Origin of the sequence: Paraburkholderia eburnea (assembly GCF_002917095.1) — a bacterium.
GTDB classification, from domain to species: Bacteria; Pseudomonadota; Gammaproteobacteria; order Burkholderiales; family Burkholderiaceae; genus Paraburkholderia; species Paraburkholderia eburnea.
The window spans coordinates 40,507-56,903 of the sequence record NZ_PQGA01000019.1 but is presented as its reverse complement, the minus strand read 5'-3'; the positions used below and the strand labels follow the sequence as shown (position 1 = coordinate 56,903).

Annotated in this window: 9 protein-coding genes, 1 pseudogene and 1 riboswitch; of the genes and pseudogenes, 5 read left to right on the top strand and 5 right to left on the bottom strand. The window is 65.0% G+C overall.

Annotated features, from left to right (window positions below; genetic code table 11):
* The first annotated feature begins 29 nt into the window (after window positions 1-29).
* Window positions 30-788, top strand: a complete 759-nt coding sequence (ugpQ, locus tag B0G62_RS25200; protein ID WP_103706935.1) for a glycerophosphodiester phosphodiesterase — start codon at window positions 30-32, stop codon at window positions 786-788.
* 68 nt (window positions 789-856) lie between these two features.
* Here ugpQ and B0G62_RS25195 read toward each other — a convergent pair whose 3' ends face one another.
* Together B0G62_RS25195 and B0G62_RS25190 are read right to left on the bottom strand one after the other, a co-directional pair.
* A complete protein-coding gene (locus B0G62_RS25195; RefSeq protein WP_103706934.1) occupies window positions 857-1,234 on the bottom strand; it encodes an ElaB/YgaM/YqjD family protein in 378 nt (125 codons plus the stop codon).
* Window positions 1,235-1,655: 421 nt separating this feature from the next.
* A complete protein-coding gene (locus B0G62_RS25190) occupies window positions 1,656-2,381 on the bottom strand; it encodes an OmpW/AlkL family protein (RefSeq protein WP_103706933.1) in 726 nt (241 codons plus the stop codon).
* A 188-nt stretch (window positions 2,382-2,569) separates the two neighbouring features.
* Between B0G62_RS25190 and B0G62_RS25185 the strand changes: the two are divergent.
* The 4 genes and pseudogenes from B0G62_RS25185 to thpR form a co-directional block, all read left to right on the top strand.
* Window positions 2,570-3,271 (top strand): annotated as a pseudogene (locus B0G62_RS25185) (transposase); the annotation flags it as partial.
* 665 nt (window positions 3,272-3,936) lie between these two features.
* The gene (locus B0G62_RS25180; protein ID WP_103706932.1) at window positions 3,937-8,637 is read left to right on the top strand and encodes a glutamate synthase-related protein; all 4,701 of its coding nucleotides are present in this window, start codon (window positions 3,937-3,939) and stop codon (window positions 8,635-8,637) included.
* 139 nt (window positions 8,638-8,776) lie between these two features.
* Complete coding sequence (locus B0G62_RS25175) at window positions 8,777-10,243, top strand: glutamate synthase subunit beta (RefSeq protein WP_103706931.1); 1,467 nt, start codon at window positions 8,777-8,779, stop codon at window positions 10,241-10,243.
* 156 nt (window positions 10,244-10,399) lie between these two features.
* Window positions 10,400-10,993 (top strand): RNA 2',3'-cyclic phosphodiesterase, encoded by a 594-nt coding sequence (gene thpR, locus B0G62_RS25170; RefSeq protein ID WP_103706930.1) that lies wholly within the window; start codon window positions 10,400-10,402, stop codon window positions 10,991-10,993.
* Between the two features lie 30 nt (window positions 10,994-11,023).
* Here thpR and B0G62_RS25165 read toward each other — a convergent pair whose 3' ends face one another.
* The 3 genes from B0G62_RS25165 to B0G62_RS25155 all read right to left on the bottom strand — a co-directional run bounded on the left by B0G62_RS25165 (window position 11,024) and on the right by B0G62_RS25155 (window position 15,861).
* Entirely contained in the window at window positions 11,024-12,379 is a 1,356-nt protein-coding gene (locus B0G62_RS25165) for a D-amino acid dehydrogenase (protein WP_103706929.1), read from the bottom strand.
* A gap of 46 nt (window positions 12,380-12,425) precedes the next feature.
* Window positions 12,426-13,742: an MFS transporter gene (locus tag B0G62_RS25160; RefSeq protein WP_103706928.1), complete on the bottom strand. Its 1,317-nt coding sequence runs from the start codon at window positions 13,740-13,742 to the stop codon at window positions 12,426-12,428.
* 361 nt (window positions 13,743-14,103) lie between these two features.
* On the bottom strand, window positions 14,104-15,861 hold the full coding sequence (locus B0G62_RS25155) for an ABC transporter ATP-binding protein/permease (protein WP_103706927.1): 1,758 nt from the start codon (window positions 15,859-15,861) through the stop codon (window positions 14,104-14,106).
* 314 nt (window positions 15,862-16,175) lie between these two features.
* A riboswitch (TPP riboswitch) is annotated at window positions 16,176-16,289 on the top strand.
* Window positions 16,290-16,397 lie beyond the last annotated feature (108 nt).

The window sequence follows — 16,397 nt, the reverse complement described above, 5'->3', positions numbered from 1 at the left end:
TCGAATCTCGAAATACCTGGAGTTTTGCGATGAAAACCTGGCCGTATCCGCGCGTCGCCGCCCACCGGGGCGGCGGCACGCTCGCGCCCGAAAACACGCTCGCGGCCCTGTGCGTGGGCGCGGGCTTTGGGCACACGATGGTGGAGTTCGACGCCAAACTGTCCGCCGATGACATCGCCTTCCTGCTGCACGACGATACCGTCGAGCGCACGTCGAACGGGCGCGGGGCGGCGGCGCAACTGCGTTACGCGCAGATTGCGGCGTTCGACGCGGGCAGTTGGTGCGATCCGCGCTTCGAGGGCGAGCACATGCCGACGCTCGCCGAGGCCGCGCAATGCTGTCGCGAGGAAGGGTTGGCGGCAAACGTGGAAATCAAGCCGTGTGCGGGGCGGGACAAGGACACGGGGCGTATCGTCGGCGCGGAAACGGCCAGGCTCTGGCTAAACAGGAAAGCCGCGACCGGTCTGCCGCCGTTGTTGTCGTCGTTCTCGTTCGAGGCTCTGGCGGCTGCGCGCGACGCCGCGCCGGATCTGCCGCGCGGCCTGCTGTTCGAGCGCGTGCCGGACGACTGGCGCGAGCAGACCGGCGCGCTCGCGTGCGTCTCGCTGCACGCGAGCCATCGGCATCTGGATCAGGCGCTCGTCGTGCGCATCAAGGAGGCGGGGCTTTTCATCCTCGCCTACACGGTCAATGAACTGGACCGCGCGCGCGAACTGGCAAGCTGGGGCGTTGACACGATCTGTACCGACCGGATCGATCTGATCGGGCCGCACGCGCTCGACGGCTGAGGGTCGAGGCGCGCGGCTTCCCGGCTCCCGGTTCCTGTGTGTCAGCGCCGGACGTTGAGACTGGCGGCCTAGCGGCAGCGCGCGAGAATCGCGCCGGCGACCAGCGCGATGCCGCCCACGATGGCAATCGCCTGCCACGGATTGGCGTGCACGTAATCGTCGGCATTGTCCATGGCTTCGCCCGCGCGCTCGCGCGCGGCGGTGCGAGCGACTTCAAGACGTTCGCGTGCGGCGTCGAGGCGTTTGCGAACGTCCGCGCGCAGCGCCTGGGCATCGGCTTGCGTGCCTTCGCCGAGGCTCGTTTCCAGTTCGCCGAGCAGGTCTCGCAGTTCGTCGGCGATATCGGCGGCGGCGCTGCGGCCGCGGCGCGCGATGCGCCTGGCATGGCGGCCCGTGCGGGTCCAGGATTCTCCGAGGGCGTCTCGCGTGTTTGGGAATGCGCTCATGAATGGCTCCGTGTTGGCAATCTCAGGGTCTGGGGCTCTGGGCGTCCGCGCAAAAAAGGGCAGGACGGTCGAGAAGGAGTCCGAGTATTGCGCAAATCGGGTGCCCGGCGCGGCAAGGTGCGCAGGAGAAAAATCGTGCATGCCCGTCCGGCGCGGCTGCGCTGGCGATGTGGCGGGCTTTCCCGGGCTTGCGTTGCGCTTTCTTTGCGACAAATGATTACGGGGACAGCACGGTTTTTCCCAGAGGCATAGAATCAGGAAAACCCGTTCCGGTTGTCAGAAAAGTGCTCGGGAACAACCGGTGCTGAATCGGCAGGACATGCGGTAGAGGGAGGCGGAAGCCGCGCTCCGTCGGATGCCGCGACGGCAGGACGGAGGCGGTGAGGGAAGGCGGCAGGCGGTGCCGGAAGCGCGAGGCGCTTCAGAACATGTAACCGACCTTCAGGTACGTCACGAGCGGGTTCAGGTGAATTTTCGCTTCGGCTTTCTGCGAAACCACACCAATGATCGTCTGCTTCTGGGTGTTGAGCGTCGCGATCACGCTGACCGGAATGTACGAGACCGAGAAGCCCGCGAACCAGTGCTTCGTGAAGTTGTAGTTGAAACCGACGTTGAACACCGGCGCCCAGGAACTGTCCGTCGAAACGCTGGTCGGACCCCCAAGCGCAGGGCTGTCGATGAAGTTGCTGTTGGTGATCTTCGCGTCCGTGAACGAAACGTGCGTGACGCCGATGCCAAGATACGGATGGAACTGCGCTTCAGGCTTGTTGAAGTAGTACTTGAACAGAAGCGCGGGGCTCCAGAGTCGGGCGGATCCCAGCTTGCCGAAAGCACTGAGCGAGCCTTCGCCGTCCAGCTCGAACTTGGGAGGAACGCCCAGCTCGACTTCAGTGGCCAGGTGATCGGTGATGAAGTAACCCAGGCTCAAGCCAAAGGTGTCGGAGCTGTTGATGCCGGTGCCCGTGCCCGGGAATGCCTGATTGACCGGACGGCCGGCGACGTCATCGATCTTGAGAGGATCGCTGCCATCCTGCGGCGAGAAATGGAACCACCCCGTTGTAACGTAGAACGTGTTGGCCGATTGCGCGTGAGCCCCCGACATGCAGGCGAGCGCGGCGACTGCTGCCAGCGCCTGTTTTAATTTCATATATGTGCTCCTCCATTAAAGGCCCGCCCATTATGAACACAACGTTTGCAACAAACCATATGCGACCGTTAGAGCTTTTTCCCTAAGCGCCGCGAGGTCTCCGCTTAAGTCGTACGCCCGCGAGAACAAGCGCTGGCGCGGCCTTGGCGGGTCTGCGGGTATTCACCAACGGACCAGGAAAATCGAGCATGGCACGGCTTGCACGTCTTTATGTTCCCGACCAGCCGCAGCATGTGATTCTGCGCGGACTGGATCAGCAGCCCGCATTCGTCGACGACCAGGACTACGAACTGTTCATCGACTGCCTCAAGGCAGCGGCGCGCGATCACCACCTTGCGGTGCATGCCTGGGTTTTGATGCCCGGCGCGGTGCAACTGCTCGTCACGCCATCCGACGAAGCCAGCCTTCCCAAGGCGATGCAGGCGGTCGGCAGGCGCTATGTGGCCCACTTCAACCGCCGTTACGCGCGACGCGGCACGCTCTGGGAAGGGCGTTACCGCGCGACCGTCATCGAGGGCGAGCGCTTCTTTCTGCTGGCGAGCCGCGTCGTCGAACTCGCGCCGGTGCGCAGCGGCCTCGTCGCGGCGGCGGAGGACTATCGCTGGTCGAGCTATCGGCATCACATCGGCCTGACCGTCGACAGCCTCATCACCGACCATCCGCTCTATTGGGCGCTCGGCAATACGCCGTTCGAGCGCCAGCGCGCCTATCGCGAACTCTGCGAGCAGCCTTTCGACGAGCGCGAGACCAATCAGCTGATGCAGGCCACGCTCAAGGGCTGGGTGCTCGGCAGCGATACCTATCGCGACTGGGCTTCGCGCACGGCGAACCGGCGTGTTTCGCCGCTGCCGCGCGGGCGGCCTCGCAAGGTGCGCGAACCGGCTGCGCCGCCCGGGGCGGCTGGCGCCGCGGGCGCACTGGGCGCGACGCCCACGGCGTCGGCCGGAACGACGAGCGCGGGCGCCGTCGCGACGGGCGGAAATGCGGGTGCGAGCACCGGCTCGCAGGGTGCCGCGCATACGCCTTCATCAGGCCCTTTTTCGTCGCCACCGTCGGGTTCGCAGCCCGGATCGAACGCGGGCGGGCACGCCGGCAGCCATCCGGGTAGTGGTAGCGGCGCAACGCCAGGGGCAAATACGGGTGGTCCGAGCGGCCATTCTGCGGGTTCGTCGCCATCGGGCTCTGGCGGGGGGTCCAGCTCGCCGCCGGCCCATCACGGGCACAAGCCTGGCACCGGCACCCATTGATCTCCTTGTAAATCAACGTTTTACGAAGAAAAACGGCATCTCCGGATGCCGTTTTCTTTCGCCCCTTTTTGATGCGTCCCCAATAAAAATGCACCGCAATGCACCATGACGATAATTGGGGTCTAACCATGCAGTTTTATTTGCATGCCCTTGATTCGTCGCGTATATTCGCCTTTCGGCTCTCCTGGACGCACAACGCGGGAAGCCTGCATCGCCCGCGCAACGCCGTACAGCGGTCACGCAAGCGGCGGGAAAACAAAGTACGGAATCAACGGCCATTCCCCTGGCCCCTCTAGGACGGTGTCCCCATGAACGATCACCTGCAGCGCGCCGCGGTGCCCGCCGCGCAAGGTCTGTATGACCCGCAAAACGAACACGACGCCTGCGGCGTCGGCTTCGTCGCCCATATCAAGGGCAAGAAGAGCCACGAAATCATTCAGCAAGGCCTGAAGATTCTCGAAAACCTCGACCACCGGGGCGCTGTCGGCGCCGATCCGCTGATGGGCGATGGCGCGGGCATCCTGATCCAGATTCCGGACGCGTTCTACCGCGAAGAGATGGCCCGTCAGGGCGTGACGCTGCCGCCGTTCGGCGAGTACGGCGTCGGCATGATCTTCCTGCCGAAGGAGCATGCCTCGCGTCTCGCGTGCGAGCAGGAACTCGAACGCACGGTGCGCGCGGAAGGCCAGGTCGTGCTGGGCTGGCGCGACGTGCCGGTCGACCACACCATGCCGATTTCGCCCACGGTGAAGGCCAGCGAGCCGCTGATCCGCCAGATCTTCATCGGCCGCGGCAAGGACGTGATGGTCACGGACGCGCTGGAGCGCAAGCTGTATGTGATCCGCAAGACCGCGAGCCACCGCATCCAGGCGCTCAAGCTCAAGCACGGCAAGGAATACTTCGTGCCGTCGTGCTCGGCGCGCACGGTCGTCTACAAGGGTCTGCTGCTGGCCGGTCAGGTCGGCGTGTACTACCGCGACCTGCAGGATGAGCGCGTGGTTTCGGCACTGGCGCTCGTGCACCAGCGCTTCTCCACGAACACGTTCCCGGCGTGGGAACTGGCTCACCCGTACCGCATGATCGCCCACAACGGTGAAATCAACACCGTGAAGGGCAATGTGAACTGGCTGAACGCCCGTACCGGCGCGATCGCCTCGCACGTTCTGGGCGACGACCTGCCCAAGCTGTGGCCGCTGATCTATCCGGGCCAGTCGGACACGGCATCGTTTGACAACTGCCTCGAACTGCTGGTGATGGCCGGCTACCCGCTCGTCCACGCGATGATGATGATGATCCCGGAAGCCTGGGAACAGCACACGCTGATGGACGAGAACCGCAAGGCGTTCTACGAATACCACGCAGCGATGATGGAGCCGTGGGACGGCCCCGCCGCGATCGCCTTCACCGACGGCCGCCAGATCGGCGCGACGCTCGACCGTAACGGTCTGCGTCCGGCGCGCTACATCGTCACGGACGACGACCTGGTCATCATGGCGTCGGAAGCCGGCACGCTGCTGATCCCCGAATCGAAGATCGTCAAGAAGTGGCGCCTGCAGCCGGGCAAGATGTTCCTGATCGACATGGAACACGGCCGCATCATCGACGACAAGGAACTGAAGGACAACCTCGCCAACGCCAAGCCGTACAAGAGCTGGATCGACGCCGTGCGCATCAAGCTCGACGAAATCGAGCCGAAGGCGGAAGACGTCGCGACCGCGCGCGCCGAAGCCGCCGCGCTGCTCGACCGTCAGCAGGCGTTTGGTTACACGCAGGAAGACCTCAAGTTCCTGATGGCGCCGATGGCGATGTCGGGTGAAGAGGCCGTCGGTTCGATGGGCAACGACTCGCCGCTGGCGGTCATGTCCAACAAGAACAAGACGCTCTACAACTACTTCAAGCAGTTGTTCGCGCAGGTCACCAACCCGCCGATCGATCCGATCCGCGAAAACATGGTGATGTCGCTCGTGTCGTTCATCGGCCCGAAGCCGAACCTGCTCGACACCAACAACATCAACCCGCCGATGCGTCTCGAAGTGTCGCAGCCGGTGCTCGACTTCAAGGACATCGCGAAGATCCGCGCGATCGAGCAGTACACGGGCGGCAAGTTCAGCAGCTATGAGCTGAACATCTGCTATCCGGTGGCCTGGGGCAAGGAAGGCATCGAAGCGCGTCTCGCGTCGCTGTGCGCGGAAGCCGTCGATGCGGTCAAGTCGGGCTACAACATCCTGATCGTGTCGGACCGCCGCGCGGACCGCGACAACGTCGCGATTCCGGCGCTGCTCGCCACCTCGGCGATCCACTCGCACCTGGTCGAGCACGGCCTGCGCACGAGCACGGGTCTCGTCGTGGAAACGGGTTCGGCGCGTGAAACGCACCACTTCGCGCTGCTCGCGGGCTTTGGCGCGGAAGCCGTGCACCCGTACCTCGCGATGGAAACGCTCGCGCAGATGGCAACGGGCCTGAAGGGCGACCTGTCGGCGGACAAGGCTGTCTACAACTTCACCAAGGCAGTGGGCAAGGGCCTGCTCAAGGTGATGTCGAAGATGGGCATCTCCACGTACATGTCGTACACGGGCGCGCAGATTTTCGAAGCCGTCGGTCTGGCTGACGATCTGATCGCCAAGTACTTCAAGGGTACGGCGTCGAAGGTCGGCGGCATTGGCCTCTTCGAAGTGGCGGAAGAAGCGATCCGTCTGCATCACGACGCTTTCGGCGACAACCCGGTTCTCGCCAACATGCTCGACGCGGGCGGCGAGTACGCGTTCCGCGTGCGCGGCGAAGACCACATGTGGACGCCGGATGCGATCGCCAAGCTCCAGCACTCGGCGCGCAGCAACTCGTATCAGACCTACAAGGAATACGCGCATCTGATCAACGATCAGACGAAGCGCCACATGACCTTCCGCGGTCTGTTCGAATTCCGTCTGGACCCGGCGCGTGCGATCTCGATCGACGACGTCGAGCCGGCCAAGGAAATCGTCAAGCGCTTTGCGACGGGCGCGATGTCGCTCGGCTCGATCAGCACCGAAGCGCACGCCACGCTGGCGGTCGCGATGAACCGCATCGGCGGCAAGTCGAACACGGGCGAAGGCGGCGAAGACGAGAAGCGTTATCGCAACGAACTGCGCGGCATTCCGATCAAGAATGGCGACACGATGCGTTCGATCATCGGGCCGGAAGTCGTCAAGGACATCCCGCTGAAGGATGGCGACTCGCTGCGCTCGAAGATCAAGCAGGTCGCGTCGGGCCGCTTCGGCGTGTCGGCGGAGTACCTGTCGTCGGCGGATCAGATCCAGATCAAGATGGCGCAGGGCGCGAAGCCGGGCGAAGGCGGTCAGCTGCCGGGCCACAAGGTTTCGGAGTACATCGGCAAGCTGCGTTACTCGGTGCCGGGCGTGGGCCTCATCTCGCCGCCGCCGCACCATGACATCTACTCGATCGAAGACCTGGCGCAGCTCATTCACGATCTGAAGAACGTGAACCCGGTTTCGTCGATCTCGGTGAAGCTGGTCTCGGAAGTGGGCGTGGGCACGGTGGCAGCCGGTGTGGCGAAGGCCAAGGCCGACCACGTCGTGATCGCCGGTCACGATGGCGGCACGGGCGCGTCGCCGCTGTCGTCGCTCAAGCACGCCGGCACGCCGTGGGAACTGGGCCTCGCGGAAACGCAGCAGACCTTAGTGCTGAACCAGTTGCGCGGCCGTATCCGCGTGCAGGCCGACGGCCAGATGAAGACGGGCCGCGACGTGGTGATCGGCGCGCTGCTCGGCGCCGACGAATTCGGCTTTGCGACGGCGCCGCTCGTCGTGCAGGGCTGCATCATGATGCGCAAGTGCCACCTGAACACCTGCCCGGTCGGCGTCGCGACGCAGGATCCGGTGCTGCGCGCGAAGTTCTCGGGCCAGCCCGAGCACGTCGTCAACTTCTTCTTCTTCATCGCTGAAGAAGTGCGCGAAATCATGGCGCAACTCGGTATCCGCAAGTTCGACGATCTGGTCGGCCGCGCGGATCTGCTCGACACGCGCCGTGGCGTGGAACACTGGAAGGCGAAGGGGCTGGACTTCTCGCGCGTGTTCTATCAGCCGTCGGTGGGCGAAGAAGTCGCACGCAAGCACGTCGATACGCAGGACCACGGCCTGGACCGCGCGCTCGACCACACCCTGATCGAGAAGGCCCGCGCCGCGCTGGACAAGGGCGAGCACGTCTCGTTCATCCAGCCGGTGCGCAACGTGAACCGCACGGTCGGCGCGATGCTCTCGGGCATCGTCGCGAAGAAGTACGGCCACGACGGTCTGCCGGAAGACTCGATCCACATCCAGCTCAAGGGCACGGCGGGTCAGAGCTTCGGCGCATTCCTCGCACGCGGCATCACGCTGGACCTCGTGGGCGACGGCAACGACTATGTCGGCAAGGGCCTGTCGGGCGGGCGCATCATCATCCGTCCGACCAACGACTTCCGCGGCAAGTCCGAAGAAAACATCATTTGCGGCAATACGGTGATGTACGGCGCGCTCGAAGGCGAAGCCTTCCTGCGCGGCGTGGCGGGCGAGCGTTTCGCGGTGCGTAACTCGGGCGCGACGGCCATCGTCGAAGGCACGGGCGACCACGGCTGCGAATACATGACGGGCGGCACGGTGGTCGTGCTCGGCGAAACGGGCCGTAACTTCGCGGCGGGCATGTCGGGCGGTATCGCCTACGTGTACGACCCGGATGGCACGTTTGCCGGCAAGTGCAATAAGTCGATGGTCGCGCTCGATCCGGTGCTGCAACAGGCCGAACAGGAACGCACCGTGGACCGCGCGCTGTGGCACACGGGCCAGACCGACGAAGCGCTGCTCAAGGGACTCGTCGAGCGTCACTTCCAGTTCACCGGCTCGCCGCGTGCCAAGGCGCTGCTGGAAAACTGGGATGCGGCGCGCCGCCAGTTCGTGAAGGTGTTCCCGACGGAATACAAGCGCGCACTGGGCGAAATCGGCGCGAAGAAGGCAAGCCAGGAAGAACTGGCCGCCTGATTCCCGTCTGATTCCAGCACTGACGACTCATAGACGAAGCGCCCGCCGCGCCAGGGTTACGACAACCCGATGATGCGGCGGCGGGCGCGGTCCCCCTCACCGCGATTTTTCGCGAATAGATTAGATAGACGAGAACCTAATGGGTAAGGCAACCGGTTTTCTCGAGTTCGAGCGCCAGCATGAGGCGTACGAAGCACCGCTCACGCGCGTGAAGCACTACAAGGAATTCGTCGCGGCGCTCTCCGACGCCGACGCGAAGGTCCAGGGCGCACGCTGCATGGACTGCGGCATCCCGTTCTGCAATAACGGCTGCCCGGTCAACAACATCATTCCGGACTTCAACGACCTCGTGTTCCGCCAGGACTGGAAGAACGCGATCGAAGTCCTGCACTCGACCAACAATTTCCCCGAGTTCACGGGCCGCATCTGCCCGGCGCCCTGCGAAGCGGCGTGTACGCTCGGCATCAACAACGACCCGGTCGGCATCAAGTCGATCGAGCACGCGATCATCGACAAGGCCTGGGCCGAAGGCTGGGTCGCGCCGCAAGTCGCAAAGCACAAGACCGGCAAGAAGGTCGCGGTCGTCGGTTCGGGTCCCGCGGGTCTGGCCACGGCGCAGCAACTCGCGCGCGCCGGTCATGACGTGACCGTGTTCGAAAAGAACGACCGCGTCGGCGGCCTGCTGCGCTACGGCATCCCCGACTTCAAGCTGGAAAAGTGGCTGATCGATCGCCGCATGCGCCAGATGGAAGCCGAAGGCGTGACCTTCCGTACCAATGTCTTCATCGGCAAGGGCGAGCTGCCGGCGTACATCGGCAACACGGCGAAGGAAACCATCACGCCGGACGAGCTGAAGGAACAGTTCGACGCCGTGGTGATCGCGGGCGGTTCGGAAACGCCGCGCGATCTGCCGGTGCCGGGCCGCGAACTCGAAGGCGTGTACTACGCGATGGAGTTCCTGCCGCAGCAGAACAAGGTCAACGCCGGCGACAAGCTGCCGAACCAGCTGCTCGCCAAGGGCAAGCACGTCGTCGTGATCGGCGGCGGCGATACGGGTTCCGACTGCGTGGGCACCTCGAACCGCCACGGCGCGAAGGGCGTGACGCAGTTCGAACTGCTGCCGCAGCCGCCCGAAGAAGAGAACAAGCCGCTCGTGTGGCCGTACTGGCCGGTCAAGCTGCGCACGTCGTCCTCGCACGAGGAAGGCTGCTCGCGTGACTGGGCGGTCGCGACCAAGCGCCTCGAAGGCAAGAACGGCAAGGTCGAGAAGCTGATCGCCGCGCGCGTCGAGTGGAAGGACGGCAAGATGGTCGAAGTGCCGGATTCGGAATTCGAAATGAAGGCCGATCTGGTGCTGCTCGCGATGGGCTTCACGCAGCCGGCGTCGCCGGTGCTCGAAGCGTTCGGCGTCGAGAAGGATGCGCGCGGCAACGTGCGCGCTTCGACTGAAGGCGAGAAGGCTTACTACACGTCGGTGGACAAGGTGTTCACGGCGGGCGATATGCGTCGTGGCCAGTCGCTGGTGGTGTGGGCGATCCGTGAAGGCCGTCAGTGCGCGCGCTCCGTCGATGCGTATCTGATGGGCAGCACGGAACTGCCGCGTTAAATCCAGTGCGTTCTGTCGGGTTCGACAGAACGTGCGGGAGACGGCAGGAGACAAAGCGCCAAAAAAGCCGGGCATCCGCAAGGATGACCCGGCTTTTTTACGTCCGATGAGCGGCGTACCATGAGCCGATTGCTCGATGGTTTAAGGCTCCCGATCATGTCAGAAGCGCGCGAGATCCCCAGCGAAACCCCCAGCGAAACCCCCAGCGAGAGCACAAGCGAAGCGCAGGAGTGGAAGCGCTGCTTCATCGCGCTCGCGCCCGACGCGCCTTCGCGCGACGCACTGGCCGCGCTCGACGTGCCGCCCAACGCGCGCCGCGTGCCCCACGCGCAGTTGCATCTCACGGTGGCGTTCATCGGCGCGATGTCGTTCGCGCAGGGCGAAGCGCTCGCGCAGCGGCTCGCGGATCGTGCGACGCCATTGCCGCCCGCGCCGGTCACGAAGATCGAATGCTGGCCGGGCCACGCACCGCCGCGCCTGCTGGTGGCCGTGCTGGCGATGTCCGACGCGTTCACGGCGCTCGACTGGCACGTGCGTTCGTCGATGGGCGAGGTGGGGTTGTCGCTCGACACGCGCGCATTTCGTCCGCATGTGACGCTCGCCCGTTTTGCGCGGGATGCGCACGCTGCGCCGCCAACGGGCAGCGGCGCGGCATTGCCGACGTTGCGCTTTACTTCGCTCGTGCTGTATTCGAGCATGCTCGCGAAGCAGGGCGCGCGCTACGAGGCGCTGGCGAGCGTGCCGGTCTAGAGACGTTTGGCGGACGCGTTCAGCGGACGTTCAGCGCCGATAGCGCGCCAGCGTCAAGCCATCGAGATCGATTTCCGGCGCGCGCTGCGCGATGAGATCGGCGACCACGCGCCCCGAGCCCATCGACATCGCCCAGCCCGTCGAGCCGTGGCCGACGTTGAGCCACAAGCCGTCCACGCCCGACGCGCCCAGCAGCGGTGCGCCGTCCGGCACCATCGGCCGGCGTCCGACCCAGAATTGCGCCGACGAAGGCGTCGCCGCGTGCGGGAACCAGTCGTCGAGCACCTTCATGAGCGTCTGCAAGGCCTGCTCGCGCAGCGTCGTGCGATGGTTGCCCAGTTCCGCCGTGCCCGCCACGCGCAGATACGGCCCGAAACGCGTAATCGCCGTCTTGAGCGATTCGTCCATGAGCGCGGCGCGCGGCGCCTTTTGTTCGTCGACCACGGGCAGCGTGGCCGAATACCCCTTCACCGGATAGAGCGGCACACGCACGCCAAGCGGCGCGACCAGCGCCGCGCTCTCGACGCCGAGCGCGACCACCACGGCATCGGCGGCGAGCGTTTGCGGCGCGGCGTTGGCCGCCGGTTCGCCCAGATCGGCGGGGCGCAGCACTTCGGCGGGCGCGCGGCGCTGCTCGCGGCGGTTGCGCGCCTCGCGTCCCGGCACCGGCCGCACGCGCACGCCCGTGACCTTGCCGCCCGTGGCTTCGAGCGCGAGCACCTCGGTATCGAAGACGAATTTCACGCCACGGCTTTCGCACACGGCGCGCAGTTCGCGCGTGAAGCGCGCGCAGTCGCCGGCTTCGTCGTCGGGCAGATAGACGCCGGCCACCGGCTTGACGCGCGACCACGCGAGCCCCGGCTCGATCTGCGCGCAGGCCGCGGCGTCCAGTTCTCGATACGCGATGCCCGCGTCGCGCAGCACGTCGAGCGCCGGCTGGGCGAGTTCGACGTCATAGTCGCTGCGAAAGAGTTGCAGATAGCCCTGGCTGCGCCCGTACTCGAACGCATGCTGCGCGCGGAACGCGTGCAGACAGTTGCGGCTGTAGTAGGCGATGCGCTGCATGCGCTGCTTGTTGACGCGAAAACGCGCGAGGTCGCATTCGCGCAGCCAGCGCGCGATCCAGCGCCATTGCGCGGCGTCGAAAGTCGGCCGGAAGATCAGCGGCGAAGCGGGGTGGAGCAGGTACTTGATGAGCTTGGCCGGCATACCAGGAGCGGCCCACGGCGTGACGTAGCCGGGCGCGATCACGCCCGCGTTGCCGAAGCTCGTGCCGAGCGCGACGCCTGGCTCGCGATCGATGACCGTGACGTCGCAGCCTCGCTCGCTCAGGTACCAGGCGGTGGCGACGCCGATCACGCCGGCGCCGAGGACGATCGTTTTCATGCCGGTCGTAGCGTAGGGAATGGACGGTATTGCAGCACGTTCAGTCTCATGGTGCAGTGGGATCCGCAGAGGGTTGAGCGGGCGCTGGCGCGCGGTTCGTGTCGGCAGCAGGCTCCAGCACCTTGCCTTTGGTTTCGGGCAGACACAGTGCGGAAACGATCACGAGCAGATAGCCCGCGCCGGCCACCGTGCCGATCGCCTTGACGAGCGTGGTGGCATGCGAGAGCGTGCCGACGAGAATCGGAAAAAACGAGCCGAGCCCGCGCCCCAGGTTGTAGCAGAAGCCTTGACCGGAGCCGCGGATCGCATTCGGATACAGCTCGGAAAGATAGGCGCCCACGCCCGCGAAGATGCCCTGCACGACGATGCCGAGCGGAAAGCCGAGCGCGAGCATCGCGCCGTCGGTGATGGGCAGCATCGTGTAGGCCATGCCGAGCGCGAACGAGCCGATGGCGAACAGGATGAACGAGGCGCGCCGCCCGATCTTGTCGCACAGGATCGCGCCGACGATATAGCCCGTGAAGGAGCCGACGATCAGCACGATCAGATAGCCGCTCGTGTTGAATACGGACAGATGGCGCACCGTTTTCAGATAGGTCGGCAGCCAGGTGGTGATCGCGTAGTAGCCGCCGAGCATACCGGTGCACAGCGCGCTGCCGAGCAGCGTCGTCAGCAGATGCGCGGGCGCGAAGATCTGCAGGAAGTGGCCGTGCGTGCGGCCTTGTTCCCGCGCCCGTTCGCGCGCGCGGCGCGTCTCCAGAAAGACCTCGGGGTCGCTTACGTTGCGGCGCACGTAGAGAATCCACAGCGCGGGCAGGATGCCGATCCAGAAGCACGCGCGCCATGCGTAGTCCTCGGGCAGCAGCGCGAAGAATGCCCAGTAGAGAATCGCGGCGGCGGCCCAGCCGAACGACCAGCTGCTCTGCACGGTGCCCACGGCTTTGGCGCGATGCTGCGGCGAGCGGATCGTCTCGGCCATCATGATCGTGACGACCGACCATTCGCCGCCAAAGCCGATGCCCTGCAGCGTGCGCGTGACGAGCAGTTGCCAGAACGAATGCGTGAAGCCGGAAAGACAGGTGAAGAGCGCGAAGGTGGCGATGGTCCATTGCAGCACGCGCACGCGGCCGTAACGGTCGGCGAGGATGCCGGCGAGCCAGCCGCCGATGGCCGAGGAGATCAGCGAACTCGTCGCGATCATGCCCGCTTCGCCCTTGCTCATGCCCCAGGCGGCGATCAGCGACGGGATCAGGAACGAGTAGATCATGAAGTCGAACGCGTCCACCGCATAGCCGCCGAAGCCGGCGTAGAGCGTGCGGCGCTCGCGTTGGTTCAGTTCGCTGAACCATTGAAAAAAGCCCATGGGCCTCGTCTCCCCCGTGTTGTTGTGCCTGCCATGGCCGGGTGGGGCGGCGCATGGCGGCTGTGTCGTCTGCGGCGACGCCGGGTGTGCCGGGCGGCAGGATCGCGCCTATTTTAGGTGCGATGGGCTGTCGAGGCGAGGGGCGTTGAAAGCCCGGTGTGAGGTAAAGGCCGGACGGCTCGCCTGGGCGCGGCCTGAAAATTCGGTAGCGAGCGAATGAAATGCGCTTCGCGGTGTTGCTTGAGCGGGCCGCTTGACCCAGCTTCAGGCCGCCATCGACGTGGATCGTCTGGCCCGGGATATGGCGCGGCGCCGGTAATCAGGACGACGCGCCCTGCGCGCCGCCCGTTGCTTCTGCTGCTTACGCCGCGACGCGCTCTTCGGGCGAGCGCGCGATTTCGAGCGTTTCATGGTGATACGCCTCAAGCGACTCGCGATGCGCGACGCTCACGATCGCGGCCTTCGGCAGGCGTTCGACGAAGAGCTTGTAGAGACGGCCTTCGTTGTCCGGATCGAGCGCGCTGGTCGCTTCGTCGAGGAACAGATAATCGGGCTTGTGCAGCAGCACGCGCGCCCCGGCAAGACGCTGTTGCTCGCCCGGCGACAGCACGCGCGCCCAATGCGCCGATTCGTTCAGACGCTCGGCATAGTCCTCCAGAAGGCAGGCGCGCAGTGCTTCGCGGCAGTCCTCGTCGCTGTAATCGTCGGCGGGCGAGGGGTAGGTGAGCGCGGCCTTGAGCGTGCCGATCGGCAGATAGCTTTGCTGCGGAATGAACATCATGCGCGCATCGACCGGCGCGTCGATCGAGCCTTCGCCGAACGGCCAGAGACCCGCGAGCGCGCGCATCAGCGTGCTCTTGCCCGCGCCCGACGGGCCGCGCACGAGCCAGCGCGAACCCGGCTTGATGGCGATGTCGCGCACTTCCGAAAGCGGCTTTCCATTGGGCAGCGCGAGCTTCAGGTGTTCGGTGGAGAGTTCGCCCGCATCGACGAAATGCAGGTTGATGCCGCCATGTTCCGTGGCCGGCGAGACGCTTTCCTTCAGGCGCGGCGAGTGGACCACGCGCACGAATTCGCGCAGACGGTTCACGGTGGCGCGCCATTCGACGAGGGTGGCATAACTGTTGATGAACCACGAGAACGAGTCGCTCACGGTGCCGAAGGCCTGCGAAATCTGCATCAGCACACCGAACGAGAACGCACCCGCGAAGTAGCGGGGCGCTGCCACCACGAGCGGGAAAATAATGGCGATCTGGCCGTAGATGCTCAGCACGAAGGTGAGGCGCTTCGTGTACTTCATCACGCGCCACCAGTTCTCCTTGATGTGCGCGAAGAGTCCCTGTGCGTTGCCGCGCTCGGTGTCCATGCCGTCGTAGAGCGCGATCTGCTCGGCGTTTTCGCGCAGGCGGATCAGGCCGAAACGGAAATCGGCTTCGACCTTCTGTTGCTGGTAGTTGATCGACACGAGCGGATGGCCGACCTTCTGGATCACGAGCGAGCCGAACACGGCGTAGAGCGCGGCGGCCCACACCATATAACCGGGAATCGTGATGGGCGTTGCGCCCAGCGAGAAGGTGAGGGCGCCGGCGAGCGACCACAGGATCGTGATGAACGAAACCAGCGTCACGACCGTGGAAAGCAGGTCGAGCGTGAGCGAGAGCGTGGTGGTGGCGAACGACTGGAGGTCGTCGCTGATCCGCTGGTCGGGGTTGTCGGCGAGACGGTCGCGCTCGATCCGGTAGAACGCGCCCTGGTCGAGCCACTCGCCAAGAAAGCGCGTGGTGAGCCACTGACGCCAGCGGAACCCGAGCATCTGACGCAGATAGCGCCCGTACACCGCAAGGATGATGAAGCCGAACGCCAGCACGGTGAAGATCATCAGCAGATGCGGGAACTGCTTGACGTCCTTGTTTTGCAGAGCGTTGTAGAAGTCCGCGTTCCAGCTGTTGAGCCGCACGTTGATCCACACGACGAGCAGGTTCATCACGATGATCGCGACGAGCAGGCCCCAGGCGATCAAGCGTTCCTCGGAGACCCAGTAAGGCTTGATCAGGCTCCAGGCCGTGATCTTGTGATGCTCATTCTGTTCCGGCGTGGCGCGGGGAGTGAGGTTGGTCATGTGCGTCCTGATGTTGTGCCGGCCCGCGGCCGGAGTCGACGATGCCCGCCATGCGTGGCGTGATGCCGTGCGCTGAGGTCTGTCAGCGTTGCGATTTTGTTCCGGATTCTGTCCCGTACCGCTTAAGCGAGTCTTAATAGACGACTCGACGACCCGAGCGAGACTGCGCTCGCGCGGCGTGGGATGGGCCGTATTTTTACACTGCTGGCCTGCGCCACGCGGTTCGCGCCGGTTCAGCGCATTGTGCCAGAGCGGAGATTGTGCGCCTGCCCCCGCGGTTTGCGGCGCTCGCGGCTTTTGTGGTCTAATGGCCGTTGACGAAACAGGGGTGCTTCACCGGTATGCCGGGCATGCCACAGTGAGGCTGAGAGAGACCCTTCGCACCCGATCCGGGTAATACCGGCGCGGGAAGTTTCCGGAAAGTCTTGCTGGCGCTATGAATCTGTCGATCAGCCGATATGGGGCGATTATTTAGTCGTTCCTCGATCCGATCGATCTGATTTATTCAGGCGTCCAGATTCCCGCCGGGCAATCCT

What these genes read in the sequence shown, in the direction of transcription:
- ugpQ (WP_103706935.1), top strand. Translation starts at nt 30, where the DNA reads ATGAAAACCTGGCCGTATCCGCGCGTCGCCGCCCACCGGGGCGGCGGC.
- B0G62_RS25195 (WP_103706934.1), bottom strand. Translation starts at nt 1,234, where the DNA reads ATGAGCGCATTCCCAAACACGCGAGACGCCCTCGGAGAATCCTGGACC.
- B0G62_RS25190 (WP_103706933.1), bottom strand. Translation starts at nt 2,381, where the DNA reads ATGAAATTAAAACAGGCGCTGGCAGCAGTCGCCGCGCTCGCCTGCATG.
- B0G62_RS25180 (WP_103706932.1), top strand. Translation starts at nt 3,937, where the DNA reads ATGAACGATCACCTGCAGCGCGCCGCGGTGCCCGCCGCGCAAGGTCTG.
- B0G62_RS25175 (WP_103706931.1), top strand. Translation starts at nt 8,777, where the DNA reads ATGGGTAAGGCAACCGGTTTTCTCGAGTTCGAGCGCCAGCATGAGGCG.
- thpR (WP_103706930.1), top strand. Translation starts at nt 10,400, where the DNA reads ATGTCAGAAGCGCGCGAGATCCCCAGCGAAACCCCCAGCGAAACCCCC.
- B0G62_RS25165 (WP_103706929.1), bottom strand. Translation starts at nt 12,379, where the DNA reads ATGAAAACGATCGTCCTCGGCGCCGGCGTGATCGGCGTCGCCACCGCC.
- B0G62_RS25160 (WP_103706928.1), bottom strand. Translation starts at nt 13,742, where the DNA reads ATGGGCTTTTTTCAATGGTTCAGCGAACTGAACCAACGCGAGCGCCGC.
- B0G62_RS25155 (WP_103706927.1), bottom strand. Translation starts at nt 15,861, where the DNA reads ATGACCAACCTCACTCCCCGCGCCACGCCGGAACAGAATGAGCATCAC.